The sequence below is a fragment of the Paraburkholderia atlantica genome (genome assembly GCF_000092885.1).
GTDB classification, from domain to species: domain Bacteria; phylum Pseudomonadota; class Gammaproteobacteria; order Burkholderiales; family Burkholderiaceae; genus Paraburkholderia; species Paraburkholderia atlantica.
Genome location: NC_014118.1, coordinates 2,137,536 through 2,157,796, shown reverse-complemented (window position 1 = coordinate 2,157,796; position 20,261 = coordinate 2,137,536). Strand labels below are relative to the sequence as shown.

The following is a 20,261-nucleotide window of genomic DNA, read 5'->3' as shown; positions in this document are numbered from 1 at the left end:
AGTTGGCTGGTAGTGCCAATACCTGTATCGGTGTTACCCGGCAAGCGTCCGCGAGCGCCAGCACCAATGCGCCGCATGCGCGACCCGCGGCGGCCGCAGAAACAGGAACGCCCCAACGGTAGACCCGTTGAGGCGTTTTAATTTCTTCGACTTCGCGCTTGTGCGCGGCACGAATGCCGCGGCCAAGCGCACGTATCGAGGTCGATCAGCGCTTAGCGCTGCGCGATCGGCTTCGCTTGACGCAGCGTCTCGCCGATGAACAGCTGACGCGGACGGCCAATCTTCTGCTCAGGATCGGCGATCATTTCGTTCCACTGTGCAATCCAGCCCACCGTGCGTGCCATCGCGAAGATGCACGTGAACATCGACGTCGGAATGCCCAGCGCGCGCTGCACGATACCCGAGTAGAAGTCGACGTTCGGGTACAGCTTGCGCGACACGAAGTATTCGTCTTCGAGCGCGATCTTTTCGAGCTCCATCGCGAGCTTGAACAGCGGGTCGTCGTGCAGGCCCAGCTCTTCGAGCACTTCGTGGCAGGTTTCGCGCATCAGCTTCGCGCGCGGGTCGTAGTTCTTGTACACGCGGTGGCCAAAGCCCATCAGCTTCACGCCCGAGTTCTTGTCCTTCACCTGCTTGATGAACTCAGGAATGTTGTCGACCGAGCCGATCTCTTCCAGCATGTTCAGCGCTGCTTCGTTCGCGCCGCCGTGCGCCGGGCCCCACAGACACGCGATACCGGCCGCGATACACGCGAACGGATTCGCGCCCGACGAACCGGCGAGACGCACGGTCGACGTCGACGCGTTCTGCTCGTGGTCCGCGTGCAGGATCAGGATACGGTCGAGCGCGCGCACCAGCACGTCGTTGACCACGTACTCTTCGCACGGGTTCGAGAACATCATGCGCATGAAGTTTGCGCTGTACGACAGGTCGTTCTTCGGATACACGAACGGCTGGCCGATGCTGTACTTGTACGCCATTGCCACCAGCGTAGGCAGCTTCGCGATCATGCGGATCGCCGACACTTCGCGGTGACGCGGGTTATTGATGTCGAGCGAGTCGTGATAGAACGCCGACAGCGCGCCGACTGCGGCAACCAGAATCGCCATCGGGTGCGCGTCGCGACGGAAGCCGCGAAAAAAGAACTGCATCTGCTCGTGCACCATCGTGTGCTTCGTGACGGTGCCGACGAATTCGGTCTTCTGCTTTTCGTTCGGCAGCTCGCCGTTCAGCAACAGGTAGCAGGTTTCGAGGAAGTCGGCGTTTTGCGCGAGGTTGTCGATCGCGTAGCCGCGGTAGAGCAGTTCGCCCTTGTCGCCGTCGATGTAGGTGATCGCCGAATTGCACGCCGCCGTCGACATGAAGCCCGGGTCGTACGTGAATTTGCCGGTCTGGCCGTACAGTTTGCGAATGTCGATTACATCCGGGCCAATCGTGCCCTTGTAAATCGGCATTTCAACGCTCGGCGAATTGTCGCTGAACGATAGCGTGGCTTTAACATCTGACGGGGTCATAGCACATCCTCAATCGAAGTATGGATACAGGGTTTCGATAATTGCACGCCTGGAACAACGGACTGGCGGCGCTCAAGCATTGCGCAGCAACTCCAGAACCCGGACCACGTCCGGGTCGGCTAGATCGCCTTCTGGTTCCTTGCGTGCGAGCAGCAAGTCCATCAGGTCGTTATCGCTCAGCTCGAGCAGGCGCGTGAGTGCGCCAACGTCGGCATCGCTGAGGTCATGCTCATATCGGCTGAAAAAACGCTCGAAAATCAGGTCGTTTTCCAGCAGGCCCCGCCGTGCGCGCCAGCGAAGACGCGCGCGGCGGAGAGGGTCGGACTGATGCGATGTATCGGTCATGTCGGTACACCCCGCACCGCGCCCAAGCGCACTGACTGCCCTCTCGGGGACAGCACGCGCCAGGGAGCGCGGGGCTCATTGATACTAGACAGCGCGGCGAACCATCAATTCCTTGATCTTGCCGATTGCCTTGGTCGGGTTAAGACCCTTCGGGCAAACGTCGACGCAGTTCATGATCGTGTGGCAACGGAACAGACGATACGGGTCTTCCAGGTTGTCGAGGCGCTCACCGGTTGCCTGGTCGCGGCTATCCGCGATGAAGCGGTAGGCTTGCAGCAGACCAGCCGGGCCGACGAACTTGTCCGGGTTCCACCAGAAGCTCGGGCACGACGTCGAGCAGCTCGCGCACAGGATACATTCGTACAGGCCGTCGAGCTCGTCGCGTTCTTCCGGCGACTGCAGGCGTTCCTTTTCCGGCGGCGGCGTATCGTTGATCAGGTACGGCTTGATCGAGTGATACTGGTTGAAGAACTGCGTGAAGTCGCAGATCAGGTCACGCACGACGGGCAGGCCCGGCAGCGGACGCAGCACGATCTTCTGCGGCAGGTCGTTCAGGTTCGTCAGGCACGCGAGGCCGTTCTTGCCGTTGATGTTCATTGCGTCCGAACCGCACACGCCTTCGCGGCACGAGCGACGGAACGACAGGGTTTCGTCCAGTGCCTTCAACTTGACGAGAGCGTCGAGCAGCATGCGTTCGTGCGAGTCGATTTCGATCTCGTACGTTTGCATGCGCGGAGCGGCGTCCTTGTCCGGATCGTAGCGGTAAATTTCAAATGTACGCTTGGCCATTTCTCTGAATTCCTTTGACTTGTGCCTTAGAAGGTACGCGCTTTCGGCGGAACCGATTCGACGGTCAGCGGCTTCATGTGAACCGGCTTGTAGTCGAGGCGATCGCCTTCGCTGAACCACAACGTATGGCGCAGCCAGTTTTCGTCGTCGCGATGTTCGAAGTCGTTTTGCGCGTGCGCGCCACGGCTTTCCTTGCGCGCTTCGGCGGAGACCATCGTGGCGCGCGCCACTTCGATCAGGTTCGCCACTTCCAGCGCTTCGACGCGGGCCGTGTTGAAGACCTTCGACTTGTCCTTCAGATGGATGTTGTCGACGCGTGCCGCCACTTCGCGGATGGCTTCGACGCCTTCGGCCAGCAGCGCGGACGTACGGAACACGCCAGCGTGCTTCTGCATCGTGCCGCGGATGTCGTTCGCGACCGACTGTGCGTACTCGCCCGACGACGAGCTATCGAGCTTCGCCAGACGCGACAGTGAGAAGTCGGCTGCATCAGCCGGCAGCGGCTTGTGTTCCTTCAGTTCCTTCACGTGCTTGACGATGTGGTTGCCGGCAGCGCGGCCGAACACCACGAGGTCGAGCAGCGAGTTCGTGCCGAGACGGTTCGCACCGTGCACCGACACGCACGAGCATTCGCCCACTGCGTAGAAACCGTTGACGACTTCTTCGTGGCCCTTCGGCGTACCGACGACCTGGCCGTTGATGTTCGTCGGGATACCGCCCATCTGGTAGTGGATGGTCGGCACGACCGGGATCGGCTCCTTGATGCAGTCGACGTTCGCGAACTTCAGCGCGATTTCGCGGATCGACGGCAGACGCTTCATGATCGTCTCGGCGCCGATGTGCGACAGGTCGAGCAGCACGTGATCCTTGTTCGGACCCACGCCGCGGCCTTCCTTGATTTCCTGGTCCATCGAACGCGAAACGAAGTCGCGCGGCGCCAGGTCCTTCAGCGTCGGTGCGTAGCGTTCCATGAAACGCTCGCCGTTCGAGTTGCGCAGAATACCGCCTTCGCCGCGCACGCCTTCGGTGATCAGCACGCCCGCGCCGGCCACGCCGGTCGGGTGGAATTGCCAGAATTCCATGTCCTGCAGCGCGATGCCCGAACGGGCCGCCATGCCGAGGCCGTCACCGGTGTTGATGAACGCGTTGGTCGATGCCGCGAAGATCCGGCCCGCGCCGCCCGTGGCGAACAGCGTGGTCTTGCCTTCGAGGATGTAGACGTCGCCCGTTTCCATTTCCAGCGCGGTCACGCCGAGCACGTCGCCGTCGGCGTCGCGGATCAGGTCCAGCGCCATCCATTCGACGAAGAATTGCGTCTTGGCGGCAACGTTCTGCTGGTACAGCGTGTGCAGCAGCGCGTGACCGGTACGGTCAGCCGCCGCGCAGGCGCGTTGCACCGGCTTTTCGCCGTAATTCGCGGTGTGGCCGCCGAACGGGCGCTGATAGATCGTGCCGTCGGCGTTACGGTCGAACGGCATGCCGAAGTGTTCGAGTTCGTAGACGGCGTTCGGTGCTTCACGGCACATGAACTCGATCGCATCCTGGTCGCCGAGCCAGTCGGAGCCCTTGATCGTGTCGTAGAAGTGATAGTGCCAGTTGTCTTCGCTCATGTTGCCGAGCGAAGCGCCGATGCCGCCCTGGGCAGCAACCGTGTGCGAACGCGTCGGAAACACTTTGGACAGCACGCAAACCGACAGACCGGCGCGCGCCAGTTGCAGCGACGCGCGCATCCCCGAGCCGCCCGCGCCGACGATAACCACGTCAAACTTGCGACGCGGCAGAGAATTCTTGATTGCAACCATGCTTTTATACTCTCCAGAGAATCTGCGCAGCGTAGCCCGCACATGCGAGCAGCCAGAGGATCGTCAGCGCCTGCAGGACGAGACGCGTGCCAACGGGCTTCACGTAGTCCATCCAGATGTCGCGCACACCCACCCACGCGTGATAGAACAGCGAGAGAAGCGTGACGAACGTGGCGAGCTTCATCCACTGCGTCGCGAAGATCGACGCCCAGCCGTCGTACGAGAAGTCGCGCGCGAGGAAGAACCATGCAAGCAGGATCACCGTGTACACCGCCATCACGACGGCGGTGACGCGTTGCGCGAGCCAGTCGCGCAGACCGTAATGCGCGCCGACGACGAGACGCTTCGAACCGATTCGGTTATTGGCTGCCATTTTTTAGAATGCTCCGAACAGTTTTGCCGCGAATGCGATAGTGAGCAGCGACGACACGACGAACACGACGATAGAGGTCGACTTGCCCTTTTCCTTCGACACGGCATCGTGATTCGTATCCATCAGGAGGTGACGGATGCCGGCGCAGAAGTGGAACAGGAAAGCCCACGCGAGAACCAGCGTGATCAGCTTGACGATGATGTTGGAGAGGAAGCCCTTGAAGACTTCGAAGCTCAGTTCGGAAGTCAGGCTCTGATCGAAGAGGAACAGCAGGAACGGAAGGAAAAGAAACAACAAGGCACCGCTCACGCGATGCAGAATCGACACGCGCCCCGCCAGCGGGAGACGGTATGCCGTCAATATTTGCCCAATACCGATGTTCCGGAATTCCGGCCTCGGTTTCTTTACCGCTTCTGCCATGCTAGACCCCTACTATGTAGTCACACTAATCCGCAATTTTAGCGCCTTTTTATAACGCGCTGCAGCGAAAACCACGCTAGGTCCTTTGCTGCGCGCGCAATGAAAGCGCCTTCCGATCGGCACGCGTGTGGGACGCCGCGCCTCGTTTCAGCCCGATTCAGCTCAGATCGTTCTGATAGTAATACCCGGTTGTGACATACCAACCTCGCCGGACTTCAACCGGCCGGTCCCCATAGGTATAGGACACGCGCTCGACCGAGAGCAACGGAAAACCCGCCGGCACATGCAGCAGGTCCGCCACGGAAGGCTCCGCCGCGACCGCGCGGATTTTTTCCGTCGCGCGAATCATGCGAGTGCCGAATTCCGTCTCGAACATCGCGTAGAGGGGACCCTTGTACTCCGAAAGCCGCTCGAGCGTGAGCCCGCGGAATACGGCGCCTGGCAGCCAGATCTCGTCGAGCACAGTCACTTCGCCGTCGAACTGCAGCAAACGCTTGATCAGCACGACCGGATCGGCCGGCTTCAGATCGAGCTGCCGGGCGATTTCAGCCGATGCGCGCAGCCGCCGGCATTCGAGCAGACGGCTCACGTGCGGATGCTCGGCGCCGTCGTCGGCGAGCAGTCTCAGGAAGCGGAATTGCGCGCGCTCTTCGTTGTGCGTCGCAACGAAGGTGCCCTTGCCCTGACGGCGCACCAGCAGGTTATCGGCGGCCAGTTCGTCGATCGCCTTGCGCACCGTACCCTGGCTCACCTTGAAACGCGCGGCCAGTTCGACTTCACTAGGAATGATCTCGCCCGGCTTCCATTCGCCGCTTTCGAGACTCTGCGTAATCAAGCCTTTGATCTGCTGATACAAAGGGCTAAAAGTAGGCGACGCAGCAGCGGAAACAGCGGATACACCTTCGCCCGCGGCCCCCTGGCCATTCGGGTTCACAGGATTCGCCGGGTTCGAATTCATGCGCGCATTTCATCATAAAGCGCTGGGGCACGTCTAGGGTTTTCCCTTCAATAGATGTGTCTTATATAAGACATAAGATACTGTTGACTTTGTCGGTTTCGACTCCTACACTCCTTGTCGAGCAAGGGTTTGCGGGATTTTGCGCCAGCTGTTCGATGCAGCGCCGCGATGCTCCGGCAGCCACTCTGCACCATGCCGTCCCCTACGCAGTCCAGGTTTCGATTCGCCGCCATCCGTTGCATTCGCGTGCTGTATCCGTGTTGCAGCCGTTGGCCCGACACCCGCCGAAACGCGCTGTTTGCAGGAGCCCGCACCGTGCAGTTGCGGCCCAGCCCGGCGTAAGCCCTGGGCCATCCCGTCCCCGCTCGGTAGTACAGATTTCCGGCACGGCGGTCTTGCCCAGCGCGCCGTCTCGGCACATTCCGAGCCCGCACGCGAACAGTGAATTCCGCCGTGTTTCACAACGCTTCGCTGAACGCGCATATAGAATGGCGTTTTCCCTAGCGTCTAACGCATCGTCCTGGAGATTTCTCAATGGCTAAGCCCGCAAAGCGCGTTGCCGTCACTGGCGCCGCAGGTCAAATCGCTTACTCCCTGCTGTTCCGCATCGCCAATGGCGACCTGCTCGGCAAGGACCAGCCGGTGATCCTGCAACTGCTCGATCTGCCGCAAGCGCAAGCCGCCGTCAAAGGCGTCGTGATGGAACTGGATGATTGCGCATTCCCGCTGCTGTCGGGCGTCGTGATCACGGACGACCCGAAGGTCGCGTTCAAGGACGCTGACATTGCACTGCTCGTCGGCGCGCGTCCGCGTTCGAAGGGCATGGAGCGCAAGGATCTGCTGTCGGCCAACGCCGAAATCTTCACGGTTCAGGGCAAGGCGCTGAACGAAGTCGCCAGCCGCGACGTGAAGGTTCTGGTGGTCGGCAACCCGGCCAACACAAACGCGTACATCGCAATGAAGTCGGCGCCGGATCTGCCGAAGAAGAACTTCACCGCAATGCTGCGTCTGGATCACAACCGCGCGCTGTCGCAACTGGCCGCCAAGTCGGGCAAGCCGGTCGCGTCGATCGAAAAGCTCGCCGTGTGGGGTAACCACTCTCCGACCATGTACCCGGACTTCCGCGTCGCAACGGCTGAAGGCCAGGACCTGACCAAGCTGATCAACGACGAAGAATGGAATCGCAACACGTTCATCCCGACCGTCGGCAAGCGCGGCGCGGCGATCATCGAAGCGCGCGGCCTGTCGTCGGCGGCATCGGCGGCCAACGCTGCGATCGATCACGTGCGTGACTGGGTCCTCGGCACAAACGGCAAGTGGGTCACGATGGGCATCCCGTCGGACGGCTCGTACGGCATCCCTGAAGACATCATCTACGGCGTGCCGGTGACCTGCGAAAACGGCGAGTACAAGCGCGTCGAAGGTCTGGCAATCGACGCGTTCTCGCGCGAAAAGATGGACGCCACGCTGCAGGAACTGCTGGAAGAGCGCGACGGCGTTCAGCACCTGCTCGGCTAAGCATCTGATCATCTGATGCCGATGAACCGGAACTCCGAAGCGTCAGCGCGGCGGGTTCCGGTTTTTTTCGTGCGCATGGCGCTGCGATCGTCGCCATTCGCCTCTGATTCGCACGTGCTTTGCCGTCGCCCGACAGCGCTCGCGCAGAGCGCGCCCGAATCCGACATCCCTAATCCTCACCACGCCCTACACGCCGAAGATGCGCGTTCTCACACCCGCCGAAGTGCTGTTTGAGGGCGAAGCGCCGCCCGCTGTGCTGCCCGCCTGCGATCACTACGCCGGCAGCGAAAAGCTGATGCTGAAGTCGCTCGCGTTACAGCAGCAACTCGGCCCGGTGTTCGATATCACGCTCGATTGCGAAGACGGCGCGCAAGTGGGCCGCGAGGCCGAGCACGCGGAACTGGTCGCATCGCTGCTGGGCACCGAGCATGACCGCTTCGGCCGCGTCGGCGTGCGCATCCACGACTTCGCTCACACGCACTGGCGCGACGACGTCCGCCTCATTCTGCGCGCCGCCAAGCGGGCACCCGCTTACATCACGCTGCCGAAAATCCGCAATGTCCACGATGCCGCCGAAATGATCGCGTTCATCGAGGCGACGCGGCGCGAACTCGGCATCACGCAGCCAGTGCCAGTGCAGTTGCTGGTCGAAACCCACGGCGCGCTCACGCGCGTGTTCGAACTGGCCGCGCTGCCGGGCGTCGAGGCGCTGAGCTTCGGCCTGATGGACTTCGTCTCCGCGCACGATGGCGCGATCCCCGATACCGCGATGCGCTCGCCGGGCCAATTCGATCATCCGCTCGTGCGGCGCGCGAAGCTCGAGATTTCGGCGGCCTGCCATGCGTACGGCAAGGTGCCGTCGCACAACGTCAGCACGGAAGTGCGCGACATGAGCGTGGTCGCGAACGACGCGCAGCGCGCCCGCAATGAGTTCGGCTACACGCGCATGTGGAGCATCCATCCCGCGCAGATCGAGGCGATCGTCGCCGCGTTCGCGCCGCGCGACGAAGAAATCGCGACGGCCACCGAAATCCTGCTGGCCGCGCAGTCCGCGCATTGGGGCCCGACGCGTCACGGTGATACGCTGCACGACCGCGCGAGCTACCGCTACTACTGGTCGGTGCTGCGCCGCGCGCAGAGCACCGGCCGCGCTGTTCCGCAAGAGGCGACGCCGCTCTTTGCGCAACTGGGCGCTAACGGACAGTCGCTGGCATAAGCGACGCGTTTTTCAAACGGCAGCAGCGATGAGCCGGCACACAGGAGAAGGCGGAACATGAGCGAGACGACGCAAGCCGCTGACGCAACAGGCGGCAACGAAACGCAAAGCGGCTTCAAACCGAAGAAATCCGTCGCGCTGTCGGGCGTGACCGCGGGCAACACCGCGCTGTGCACGGTTGGCAAGACCGGCAACGATCTGCACTATCGCGGCTACGACATTCTCGACATTGCCGAGGCGTGCGAATTCGAGGAGGTCGCCTACCTGCTGGTCCACGGCAAGCTGCCCACGCAGGCCGAACTGACCGCCTACAAGACCAGGCTGAAGTCGATGCGCGGCCTGCCCGCCAACGTGAAGGCCGCGCTCGAATGGATTCCGGCCGCCGCGCATCCGATGGACGTGATGCGCACCGGCGTGTCGGTGCTCGGCACGGTGCTGCCGGAGAAGGACGATCACAACCTGCCCGGTGCGCGCGACATCGCCGACAAGCTGATGGCCTCGCTCGGCTCGATGCTGCTGTACTGGTATCACTACTCGCACAACGGCAAGCGCATCGAGGTCGAAACCGACGACGATTCGATCGGCGGCCATTTCCTGCATCTGCTGCATGGCGTCGAGCCGTCGAAGGCGTGGGTCGATGCGATGCACGTGTCGCTGAACCTGTACGCGGAGCACGAGTTCAATGCGTCGACGTTCACGGGCCGCGTGATCGCGGGCACGGGCTCGGACATGTACTCGGCGATCACCGGCGCGATCGGCGCGCTGCGCGGCCCGAAGCACGGCGGCGCCAACGAAGTCGCGTTCGAAATCCAGTCGCGCTACCAGACGCCCGACGAAGCCGAAGCCGACATCCGCCGCCGCGTCGAGAACAAGGAAGTCGTGATCGGCTTCGGCCACCCGGTGTACACGATCTCGGACCCGCGTAACAAGGTCATCAAGGAAGTCGCGAAGAAGCTGTCGAAGGAAGCGGGCAACACGAAACTGTTCTCTATCGCCGAACGGCTCGAATCGGTGATGTGGGAAGCGAAGAAGATGTTCCCGAACCTCGACTGGTTCAGCGCGGTGTCGTACCACATGATGGGCGTGCCGACCGCGATGTTCACGCCGCTGTTCGTGATCTCGCGTACGGCAGGCTGGAGCGCGCACATCATCGAGCAGCGCATCGACAACAAGATCATCCGGCCGAGCGCGAATTACATCGGACCCGAGAATTTAAAGTACGTGCCGCTAAATAGGAGAAAATAGCGGTCGCTGTGCGCTCCACAGCGCGTGCAGTTCAACCCGCGCGGCCGCCGGACCGGTCGTCCGCGCACTGTTTAACTGATTTTGATAGAAAGGTTTTCTCCATGAAAAAGCTGATGATCGCCGCCATGATTGGCGCCCTGTCTACGACGATGCTGACCGTCGCGACTGACGCCGCTGCTGCGGACACGGCCACCACCACCACGAAGAAGGCCGTCGCCAAGCGCCCGGAGCCGCGCCGCCTGGTCAAGCGCAAGGCCAATCCGGTGAAGGAAGCAAAGGTCGATCCGATCCCGGAAGGGTCGGAAAAGTGGTCGTGCAAGGACGGTCTGGCTTTCGAAATGAAAGGCGACATGAAGCGTGACCAGATCGTCACGGTTCACTGGGCGAACAAGAACTACAACCTGCCGCGCGAAGCGACCACGACGGGCGCCGACCGCTTCCACGACGCAGCCACCGGTATGGACCTCGTCGTGATCCCGACGAAGGCCATGCTGTTCCAGGACAAGGACAGCTCGCGTCTCGCCGACGAGTGCAAGACGGTCGCGATGGAACAGGGCGCGCCGGCTGCAACGCAATCGAACGCGATCAACAAGACCGGCAACTGATTTTCGCCGCCAGGGAAGCCCCCGATGTCCGCTCCGATCTCCAACGTACGACCCGCCCCGGACGTCGTCCTGGTCGATATCGTCGACTACGTGCTGGATTACCGGATCGACAGCGCGCTCGCGCTGGAAACCGCGCGTCATTGCCTGATCGACACGCTCGGTTGCGGACTCGAGGCGCTTACCTACCCGGCCTGCACCAAGCTGATGGGACCGATCGTGGCAGGCACGATCGTCCCCAACGGCGCGAAGGTGCCGGGCACGTCGTTCCAGCTGGACCCGGTTCAGGCCGCCTTCAACATCGGCGCGATGATCCGCTGGCTGGATTTCAACGACACCTGGCTCGCGGCCGAATGGGGCCATCCGTCCGATAACCTCGGCGGCATTCTCGCGACGGCCGACTGGCTCTCGCGTACCGCCATCGCAGCCGGCAAAGCACCGCTGACGATGAAAGACGTCCTGATCGCGATGATCAAGGCGCACGAAATTCAAGGCTGCATCGCGCTCGAGAACTCGTTCAACAAGGTCGGGCTCGATCATGTGCTGCTGGTCAAGCTCGCGTCGACCGCGGTGGTCGGCCAGTTGATCGGCCTCACGCGCGACGAGCTGATCAACGCGGTATCGCAGGCGCTCGTCGATGGGCAGGCGCTGCGCACCTACCGCCATGCGCCGAACACCGGTTCGCGCAAATCGTGGGCCGCCGGCGACGCCACCTCGCGCGCCGTGCGCCTCGCGCTGATCTCGAAGACCGGCGAGATGGGCTATCCGTCGGTGCTCAGCGCGAAAACCTGGGGCTTCTACGACGTGCTGTTCAACGGCAACGCGTTCCAGTTCCAGCGTCCGTACGGCTCGTACGTGATGGAAAACGTGCTGTTCAAGATCTCGTTTCCGGCCGAGTTCCACGCGCAAACCGCTGCGGAAGCCGCGCTCGCGCTGCATACGCAGCTCGCGCGCCAAGGCCGGAGCGTCGAAGACATTCGCCGCGTGACGATCCGCACGCACGAAGCGGCAATTCGCATCATCGATAAAAAAGGCCCGCTGAACAATCCGGCCGACCGTGATCATTGCATCCAGTACATGATCGCGGTGCCGCTGATTTTCGGCCGTCTGACGGCCGCCGATTACGAAGATTCAGTGGCGCAGGACTCGCGTATCGATGCGTTGCGCGCGAAAATGGAATGCGTAGAAGACCCACAGTTCACGAAGGATTATCACGACCCCGAGAAGCGTTCGATCGCCAATGCACTGACGATCGAATTCAACGACGGGTCGAAGTTCGGGGAAGTAGTAGTCGAATACCCGATCGGTCATAAGCGCCGTCGTGAGGACGGTATTCCGTTGCTGGTCGAGAAGTTCAAGACCAACCTCGCGCGGCGCTTTCCGGTCAAGCAACAACTGGCGATTCTCGACGTATCGCTCGACCAGGCCAAGCTCGAGGCGACGCCGGTCAATGAATACGTCGATCTTTACGTCATCTAGGCTGAGTACTGTAGTTCCGCGATCCAAACCAAGGAAAACACCATGGCCCACAACCTCCACAAAACGCTCAAGGAATTCGACAGCGGTTCCGGCAAAGGCAAGTTCTACTCCCTGCCGCAACTCGGCAAGGCTCTGAACCTCAAAATCGACCGTCTGCCGGTCTCGATCCGTATCGTGCTGGAATCGGTGCTGCGCAACTACGACGGCAAGAAAATCGCCGAAGAACATGTGACGCAACTCGCAAACTGGAAGCCGAACGCGGCGCGCGTCGATGAAATCCCGTTCGTCGTGTCGCGCGTCGTGCTGCAGGACTTCACCGGCGTGCCTCTGCTCGCCGACATCGCCGCAATGCGCGGCGTCGCGAAGGCCGTCGGCAAGAACCCGAAGTCGATCGAGCCGCTGGTGCCGGTGGACCTCGTCGTCGACCACTCGGTGCAGATCGACCACTTCCGCGAGAAGAATGCGCTCGACCTGAACATGAAGCTGGAATTCCAGCGCAACAACGAGCGCTACCAGTTCATGAAGTGGGGCATGCAGGCGTTCGATACCTTCAAGGTCGTGCCGCCGGGCGTCGGCATCGTTCACCAGGTGAATCTCGAGTATCTCGCGCGCGGCGTGCACAAGAAGGCCGACGGCGCGGATACCGTGTACTACCCGGATTCGCTGGTCGGCACGGACAGCCACACGACGATGATCAACGGCATCGGCGTGGTCGGCTGGGGCGTGGGCGGTATCGAAGCCGAAGCAGGCATGCTCGGCCAGCCGGTGTACTTCCTGACGCCGGACGTCGTCGGTGTGCATCTGAAGGGCAAGCTGATCGAAGGCGTGACCGCGACCGACCTCGTGCTGACGATCACCGAACTGCTGCGTAAGGAGAAGGTCGTCGGCAAGTTCGTCGAGTTCTTCGGCGAAGGCACGCGCTCGCTGTCGGTGCCGGACCGCGCGACGATCGGCAACATGGCGCCGGAATACGGCGCGACGATGGGCTTCTTCCCGGTCGACGAAAAGACCATCGACTTCTTCCACGGCACGGGCCGCACGGACGCGGAAATCTCGGCGTTCGAGAACTACTTCAAGGCGCAGGAGCTGTTCGGCATTCCGGCCGATGGCGACATCGACTACACGAAGGTCGTCACGCTGGATCTCGCCACGGTCGCGCCGTCGCTGGCAGGCCCGAAGCGTCCGCAGGACCGCATCGAGATCGGCCACGTGAAGTCGACCTTCACCGACCTGTTCTCGAAGCCGGTCGCTGAAAACGGCTTCGCGAAAAAGGCCGCCGATCTCGACGCGCAATACACGACGAGCAACGGCGTCGACGTGAAGAACGGCGACGTGCTGATCGCCGCGATCACGTCGTGCACGAACACGTCGAACCCGAGCGTGCTGCTCGCCGCCGGTCTGCTCGCGAAGAAGGCTGTCGAGGCTGGGCTGACGGTCGCTCCGCACATCAAGACCTCGCTGGCTCCGGGATCGCGCATCGTCACCGAGTACCTGACGAAGACCGACCTGCTGAAGTACCTCGACAAGCTCGGCTTCACGCTGGCCGCATACGGCTGCACGACCTGTATCGGCAACGCGGGCGACCTGACGCCGGAACTGAACGACGCGATCACGAAGAACGACATCGTCGCCGCAGCGGTACTGTCAGGCAACCGTAATTTCGAAGCGCGTATCCACCCGAACATCCGCGCGAACTTCCTCGCGTCGCCGCCGCTCGTCGTCGCGTATGCGATCGCGGGCAACATCACGCGCGACCTGATGACCGAGCCGGTCGGCAAGGGCAAGGGCGGTAAGGACATCTACCTCGGCGACATCTGGCCGACCAGCGACGAAGTCAACGCGCTGCTGAAGTACGCGATGGATGCCGACGCGTTCCGCAAGAACTACTCGCAGCTCACGAAGAAGGGCGACCTGTGGAGCAAGATCGAGGGCGAAGAAGGTCAGGTCTACGACTGGCCGAAGTCGACCTACATCGCCGAGCCGCCGTTCTTCGGCAAGGACTTCTCGATGACGCCGGCTTCCAGCATCGCGCCGGTCAAGGGCGCGCGCGCGCTGGGCATCTTCGGTGACTCGGTCACGACTGACCACATCAGCCCGGCAGGCTCGATCAAGGAAGACTCGCCGGCAGGCCGTTGGCTGAAGGAAAACGGCGTGCAGAAGGCCGACTTCAACAGCTACGGCTCGCGTCGCGGCAACCACGACGTGATGATGCGCGGCACGTTCGCGAACGTCCGTATCAAGAACCTGATGATCCCGGCGAAGGCGGACGGCACGCGCGTCGAAGGCGGCCTGACGATTCACCAGCCGAGCGGCGAACAGCTGTCGATCTACGACGCGGCGATGAAGTACATCGACGCCGATACCCCGACCATCGTGTTCGCGGGCGAAGAGTACGGCACCGGGTCGTCGCGTGACTGGGCGGCCAAGGGTACGCAGCTGCTGGGCGTGAAGGCCGTGGTCGCACGCAGCTTCGAACGCATCCACCGTTCGAACCTCGTCGGCATGGGCGTTCTGCCGCTGCAGTTCAAGGGCTCGGATAGCGTGCAGTCGCTCGGCATCACCGGCGAAGAAACGTACGACATCGAAGGCCTCGGCGACGACTTCAAGCCGCAACAGGAAGTCACGCTCGTGATCCACGGCAAGGACGGCGACAAGCGCGTTCCGGTGCTGCTGCGTATCGACACGCCGATCGAAGTCGACTACTACAAGCACGGCGGGATTCTGCCGTTCGTGCTGCGCTCGCTGCTGGCTGCTTAAGCCCCGCGGCAACGCATGTAGCCTCGCTGTTTTGCAGGGGCTGCGTCCTGTGGAGGGCGCAGCCGACTTTGGAGCCCGACCTCAGGTCGGGCTTTTTTTTGGTTCATCGCAGGAAACCGTGGAGCCTGGGGGAAGCGATTGCGTAACCTGAGCCTGACTTGATGGAGGTCAGGAGGCAGAGTTGCTCGATTGCACTGCACTGCAGGTGCGGATAGTTGACGACCATCGCGCACGTCCCGGCTTTTCCGAATTGTCTGATGCCTGCGCCCGACATACGCACCTAGCATTGGACCGCCGCCAATAAGCAAGTCTTCCCCGCTGAACACAAGCGATAAAGGTTGGCATGAATCTACCAAGCCTTTTCTTTGCGCGTCCATGTGGCGACCAGCGGCCCGTCCGCCTATGGTGAAGGTTCCGCCTTGACGCCACAATCGATTCCGGGCGGGCCAGAGATCCTCCAACGTGAAATGCTGCTCTCAATCAAAAGAGTCTTATTAAACCTATGGCTTTACACGGAAAATTCGTTGTCGATAACAAACCCGTTTTGTCGCTGGTCATACCGGGTATCGGTCATTTCCTGCATTCTCGGGCGATGGTATTTATCGTAACCGGGGTGGATGCACTGCTCTAGTCAATTTTGGTCCTTTACCCGCTTGCAGATACTGGATAGTTGATCGGCCTAGCGGTGGTTTCCGTTCGAGAGCTGAAGCCTATCTTACTGACGCATGGAACAGTGCAATAGGCGCTCCGACTCGCCACACTGATTGGTTCGCGCTGTACCGAGACGACGGCTTGATTGATGACTGGACGTGGGTGAATGGCGTAAAGCGCGGCAATTTCCGCCTCCATCCTTCCGGGGGAGGTGGACATTCGTTTGGGTGCATTACGCTGCAAAACCTCGTGGACTTCCGAAAGCTTCGGCAAGTGCTCCTTCGAACTAAAACAATCCCGACTGGCAATTCAGGCATACGCGCATATGGCTGCATCGAGGTAATTACAAATGGAAACACTTGCCCGTAGGGCCGCCAAGGCGCTGCTGTTTTGCGGATTGTATTTTTTAGCGGTTCGGTACGTTCATACCTATCCGATGCCAATGACGTTACAGCAACAACAATATTTAATCGTGATCTCAGAAGCATTCGGAGTTGCCGATATTGAACTGTTCTATATCGTGGCAATGATGGTTATAGACCTGCTCGTGACCATCGCGGCGTATTCGATCCTGGCGAGACTTTGGCGGCACTTTCGCACAAAGCAGTAAATGCAAGCGCCGTCGCCGGGGCTTTTTTTTGCGCTCACATCACGGCCCGCGCGCCGCAATCACCCATCACTTCAAACCGAAATCGACCCGCGTCGTCGCACCCTTGTCCTTGATATCGTCGGCATTCATCTTCGGCGCGACGATAAACACGCGACTGCTGTCGATCTTGCCCTCCAGGTACTGTTGCACGCTCTGTGCGCGCTGCTGCGCAAGCTGGCGCAGGCTCGCTTCGTCGATCGGCGCGTTGGCCGCGAGCGCGCCCTTCATGTCGTCGTCCGGCAGCGTCTTCGTCATGCCGATGAAGTTGCGCGGCTTCTTGAAGTCGGAGGACTTGTAGGCCTTGGTCAGATACTTGTCGTAGTCTTTCTGATCGACCGTGATCGTCGACGGATCGACGCTCTCGCCATTGCCGACCGCGTCCTTGATCTTCTGCCGCTTGACCATCTGATCGACGTACCGCGTACGCAGCGCCGGCTCGTCGACCTTCGGGTCGACGCGGCCGATCAGGTCCATACGGATCGACGGCTTGTCGGTGAGCGCCTTCACGATCGTGTCGAGTTTCTGCTTGTCGGCGTCGGTCAGCGTGGCCGAGCCGGCCTCGAATTCGACGTAGCCGAGGTCCTCGCCAGTGCCGCCGAACGCATGCGCGATCAGCGTGAACGGCGCAGTCACCGCCTTTTCGAGCAGATTGAGCACCGCATGCCAGATCAGCCCGCCGATGCTGAACTCGGGGTTCGACAGCGAGCCCGACACCGGCAGGTTCACGTCGATCTCGCCACGCGAATTCTTCAGTAGCGAGATCGCGAAACGCACCGGCAGCTTGGTCGCGGTATCGTTGTCGATGTGATCGCCGAACGTCAGCTGATCGATAAATAGATGATTGTTCGCGTTCAGTTGATCGTTCGCAAGCTGATAGTGCAGATCGACGTTGAGCTTGCCCTTCGTGATCGGATAGCCCGCGTATTTCGCCGAATACGGCGTCAGGTTGGTCAGCTCGATGTCGTGCGCGGTCGCGGTCAGATCGAGCGCCGGTTTCGCGATCAGCGGATTGACGGTGCCGCGGATCGTCAGCGGACCGTTGGCTGCGAGTTTCGCGGCGACGTCGACCGGTGCGGACGTGGTCGATTCCGTACCGAACGCGCCGATCGTGCCCTGAATGTCGACGAGGTTCGCCGTGTAGTTCGGCTTGATGAAGTTGTCGGTGTAGGTAACGCGGCCCTGTTGCAACACCAGTTGCCCGAAGTGCATCTTGACCGGGTTTTGTGACGGCGTCGCGGCCGTGGCGGCGGCCGCAGCCGCGGTGGTTGCCTTGCCCGGCGTTGCAGCCGACGCTGCCGCGACCGGCGCCGGCGCCGACGCCGCGACCGCTTCGGACACCGCCTCGGGCGTCAGCGGAATCGGGTGCGAACCGCTCTTGCTGCGCGTCAGCGACTGTGATGTACCGCCCTCGTGCGCGACCACATCCTTCAGGTTCAGCTTGCCTTGCGCGTCGAGCAGTACGCGGCCATAGAACTTCGAGAACGTCACGCGCCCCGCATCGACTGCGGTCCCGCCGTGCTCGTCGTAATCGGCCTTCAGGTTCGTCAGCGCAAGCGAGCCCCAGCCCGCGAACAGGTCGGACGTCGCCTTGTCGATCAGCCGCACGGCCACGAGCGCCATGTCGCCGCGAAAGTTCGCCTTCAGCGACTTCGCCTGGCTGACCGAGAGATCGCCGTTCGCATTCAGCAGCGCGCTCGCGAGCGACGCGTTCAGCTTGCTGCCGAAGTACGGCTCGAACGCGGCCGCGTCGAGCTGGTTCGCGTTGACCTTGACGGCCAGCTTCAGTGGCGTCGCGGTCACGTCGCCCTTCACGCCGAGCAAGCCCTTTTTGTTCAACGTCGCCTGCAGGTCGACGGGCAGCGGGCGGCTCAGGTCGTCGCTGATTTGCTGCACCTTCAATTGCACCGGCGTAAAGCTCAGCTTGACCGGCTGCGACGTCGTGTTGTCGGTGAACTCGGCGGTCGCGTCTTTGAGCGTCAATTCGCCGATCTTGTAGCGCCATGCCGGGCCCTCGGCCTGCGCTTTTTTCGCAGCATGAATCGCCGTGCGCTCCGTCGCCTGTTGATGCGACCCTGCGAGCGAGTTGAGATTGATGGTGCCGTCCTTCAGGCGCTGCGCGTCGACCGCGAGGCCCGTTGCGGCGACGCTCGTCACGTCGGCGGTGCGCGCCGCGACGTCGACCTGCTTGACTACCACGTTGCCCTGCGCCAGCGAAATCACCGGCGTCTTGTCGCCGCGCGCCGCGAGCTTCACCGCCTGCATGTCCAACTGCGTGTCCGCGACGATCAGCGTCATCGGCGACTTCGACCAGTTCGCGTCGATTTTCGTCGTGGCGGACAACGCACCGTCGAGCACCTGCGCGGACGTCGCGGTGTCGAGATACGGCTGCAGCGGCGGCAACTTCAGCGACTTCAGATCGAGCTTCGCGCTCGCCGTCTTCGCCGCGAGGCCGACCGTGCCATCAGCGGCGAGCGAACCGCCACCGTCCTTCAGGTTCGTGTTCAGCGTGTAGTGTGCCGGCGCCGCCGCGAGCGTCGAGAAATCGGTCAACGTAACCGCGAGATTTTGCAGACCGGCTTCGACCGGACGAGACGCGGCCTCGTCGTGTACTTTCACGGTGCCGTCGCTGAGCGTGAAACGTTTGATCGCGACGTCGAACGGCGGGGCCGCTTTTTCGGCGGCGGCGGTTTCGGGTTTGGCATTCGCGTTCGCGGTTTCCTTTGCCGCCGGTTTTTCCGGCGCGGGCGCAAACATATGCTCGACGCTCAATACGCCGTTCCTGTCGCGCGCGAGATTCGCGCTCGGCGCGTCGATGCGGATATCGTCGAAGTGATAGACGCTCCTCAACGGTTCGAGCGATGCAGCCGCCACATGCACCGTGCGCGCGGCGAAAAACGGCGCCTTGCCCTGATCCTGCACGTCGACGTCGCTCAGGTCGACGGTGCCGGCCACGCGCAGCGACGGCGTATCGTTCGCCATCACGAAGTTCAGCTTCAGGTCGGTAGACAGCTTGCCCGACTGCACGATCACCGGCAGCTTCGACGGCGCGTAGGACACCAGCTTCGGCACGTCGAGATCGTCGAAGCGCAGCGACACTTCCGACTCGCGCGACGCCGCGAACGGCTTGGTCCTGCCGTCGATCGCGAGCTCACTGTCGCCGTCGATGCGTGCGCGCAGCAGCGGCTCGACGAAGATATCGGTCTTCGACGGCAGCGTCGCGATGAACGGAATGCCGAGCTTCCATTGATCGATCAGGTGGCTCGTGCCGAGCACGCGGTCGTCGAACTTGACCTGGCCATTTTCGACGCGAATGTTGGAGACGGAGAACTGTGTCGGCTTGCTGTTCGGTGTTGCCGGCTGATTCGCGAACTTCTCGATCAGGTCGCTGAAATTGAAGTGCTGCGCATCGAGGCGAACGAGATGAAAGCGAGGCGAATCGACTTGCACTTCGTCGACGATCGGCGCGCCGCGAAACAGCGAACTCCACGACGGCTTCACGATGAGCCGCGAAATATCGACGAAGTCACCGGCACCGCCGCGCTCGCCGATATGCACGTTGTCGGCCTCGAAACGCAGGGTGTACGGATTGAGCGCGATACGGCCGATCGACGCCGGCCGGTCGAGCTGCTTGCTCAGTTGTTGGCTCGCGATATGGCGAATCAGCGGCGGCGCCGCGAAAAAGCCGAGCAGGCCGAACACGACGACGAAGATCAACAGACCGACGAGAATTCGCCGCGTACGGTGCGACTGCGCGACCGCGCGCACAGTCTGAATGGAGGAGGCTAACGATGCTTTATTGAGGCTTGCCATGCTCGATGTGGAGGAATGCGGCGGCAAGCCCGCCGCGAAAAACAGAGATCCCGCAAGCGGCAGTATAAGTCTTGAATCAATGGTTAGACAGGAATGTCAGGCCCGCCTTCACGATTCGTGCGGCTGACTGACC

Annotated in this window: 16 protein-coding genes; 8 read left to right on the top strand and 8 right to left on the bottom strand. The window is 61.8% G+C overall.

What is annotated here, in order from left to right; all coding sequences use genetic code 11:
* Positions 1–212: 212 nt before the first annotated feature.
* The 7 genes from gltA to BC1002_RS25715 form a co-directional block, all read right to left on the bottom strand.
* Positions 213–1,514 carry a citrate synthase gene (gene gltA, locus BC1002_RS25745; protein ID WP_013092934.1) on the bottom strand — a complete coding sequence of 434 codons (1,302 nt, stop codon included), beginning with the start codon at positions 1,512–1,514 and terminating at the stop codon, positions 213–215.
* Between the two features lie 72 nt (positions 1,515–1,586).
* Positions 1,587–1,859 carry an FAD assembly factor SdhE gene (locus tag BC1002_RS25740; protein WP_008924386.1) on the bottom strand — a complete coding sequence of 91 codons (273 nt, stop codon included), beginning with the start codon at positions 1,857–1,859 and terminating at the stop codon, positions 1,587–1,589.
* A gap of 84 nt (positions 1,860–1,943) precedes the next feature.
* Positions 1,944–2,648 (bottom strand): succinate dehydrogenase iron-sulfur subunit, encoded by a 705-nt coding sequence (locus BC1002_RS25735; protein WP_008924387.1) that lies wholly within the window; start codon positions 2,646–2,648, stop codon positions 1,944–1,946.
* Between the two features lie 26 nt (positions 2,649–2,674).
* Positions 2,675–4,450: a succinate dehydrogenase flavoprotein subunit gene (gene sdhA, locus BC1002_RS25730; protein WP_013092933.1), complete on the bottom strand. Its 1,776-nt coding sequence runs from the start codon at positions 4,448–4,450 to the stop codon at positions 2,675–2,677.
* 4 nt (positions 4,451–4,454) lie between these two features.
* Positions 4,455–4,823 (bottom strand): succinate dehydrogenase, hydrophobic membrane anchor protein, encoded by a 369-nt coding sequence (sdhD, locus tag BC1002_RS25725; RefSeq protein WP_013092932.1) that lies wholly within the window; start codon positions 4,821–4,823, stop codon positions 4,455–4,457.
* A gap of 3 nt (positions 4,824–4,826) precedes the next feature.
* Positions 4,827–5,243: a succinate dehydrogenase, cytochrome b556 subunit gene (gene sdhC / locus BC1002_RS25720; RefSeq protein WP_013092931.1), complete on the bottom strand. Its 417-nt coding sequence runs from the start codon at positions 5,241–5,243 to the stop codon at positions 4,827–4,829.
* 157 nt (positions 5,244–5,400) lie between these two features.
* Entirely contained in the window at positions 5,401–6,201 is an 801-nt protein-coding gene (locus BC1002_RS25715; protein WP_013092930.1) for a GntR family transcriptional regulator, read from the bottom strand.
* Positions 6,202–6,735: 534 nt separating this feature from the next.
* Here BC1002_RS25715 and BC1002_RS25710 point away from each other — a divergent pair.
* The 8 genes from BC1002_RS25710 to BC1002_RS25680 all read left to right on the top strand — a co-directional run bounded on the left by BC1002_RS25710 (position 6,736) and on the right by BC1002_RS25680 (position 16,279).
* Positions 6,736–7,719, top strand: a complete 984-nt coding sequence (locus BC1002_RS25710) for a malate dehydrogenase (protein WP_013092929.1) — start codon at positions 6,736–6,738, stop codon at positions 7,717–7,719.
* Between the two features lie 199 nt (positions 7,720–7,918).
* Positions 7,919–8,935 (top strand): HpcH/HpaI aldolase/citrate lyase family protein, encoded by a 1,017-nt coding sequence (locus tag BC1002_RS25705; protein WP_013092928.1) that lies wholly within the window; start codon positions 7,919–7,921, stop codon positions 8,933–8,935.
* Positions 8,936–8,992: 57 nt separating this feature from the next.
* Positions 8,993–10,180, top strand: coding sequence for a bifunctional 2-methylcitrate synthase/citrate synthase (gene prpC, locus BC1002_RS25700; protein WP_013092927.1), 1,188 nt, complete (start codon positions 8,993–8,995; stop codon positions 10,178–10,180).
* 101 nt (positions 10,181–10,281) lie between these two features.
* Positions 10,282–10,785, top strand: coding sequence for a hypothetical protein (locus BC1002_RS25695; RefSeq protein ID WP_013092926.1), 504 nt, complete (start codon positions 10,282–10,284; stop codon positions 10,783–10,785).
* 24 nt (positions 10,786–10,809) lie between these two features.
* On the top strand, positions 10,810–12,261 hold the full coding sequence (locus tag BC1002_RS25690) for a bifunctional 2-methylcitrate dehydratase/aconitate hydratase (RefSeq protein WP_013092925.1): 1,452 nt from the start codon (positions 10,810–10,812) through the stop codon (positions 12,259–12,261).
* Between the two features lie 42 nt (positions 12,262–12,303).
* On the top strand, positions 12,304–15,018 hold the full coding sequence (gene acnA, locus BC1002_RS25685; RefSeq protein ID WP_013092924.1) for an aconitate hydratase AcnA: 2,715 nt from the start codon (positions 12,304–12,306) through the stop codon (positions 15,016–15,018).
* 597 nt (positions 15,019–15,615) lie between these two features.
* Entirely contained in the window at positions 15,616–16,038 is a 423-nt protein-coding gene (locus BC1002_RS36685; protein WP_311734608.1) for a DUF2778 domain-containing protein, read from the top strand.
* Positions 16,019–16,279: a hypothetical protein gene (locus BC1002_RS25680; protein WP_013092922.1), complete on the top strand. Its 261-nt coding sequence runs from the start codon at positions 16,019–16,021 to the stop codon at positions 16,277–16,279. Before BC1002_RS36685 ends, BC1002_RS25680 begins: the two co-directional genes overlap by 20 nt.
* A gap of 66 nt (positions 16,280–16,345) precedes the next feature.
* Here the strand turns inward: BC1002_RS25680 and BC1002_RS25675 are convergent, their stop codons facing one another.
* Positions 16,346–20,128: a DUF748 domain-containing protein gene (locus BC1002_RS25675; RefSeq protein WP_013092921.1), complete on the bottom strand. Its 3,783-nt coding sequence runs from the start codon at positions 20,126–20,128 to the stop codon at positions 16,346–16,348.
* Positions 20,129–20,261 lie beyond the last annotated feature (133 nt).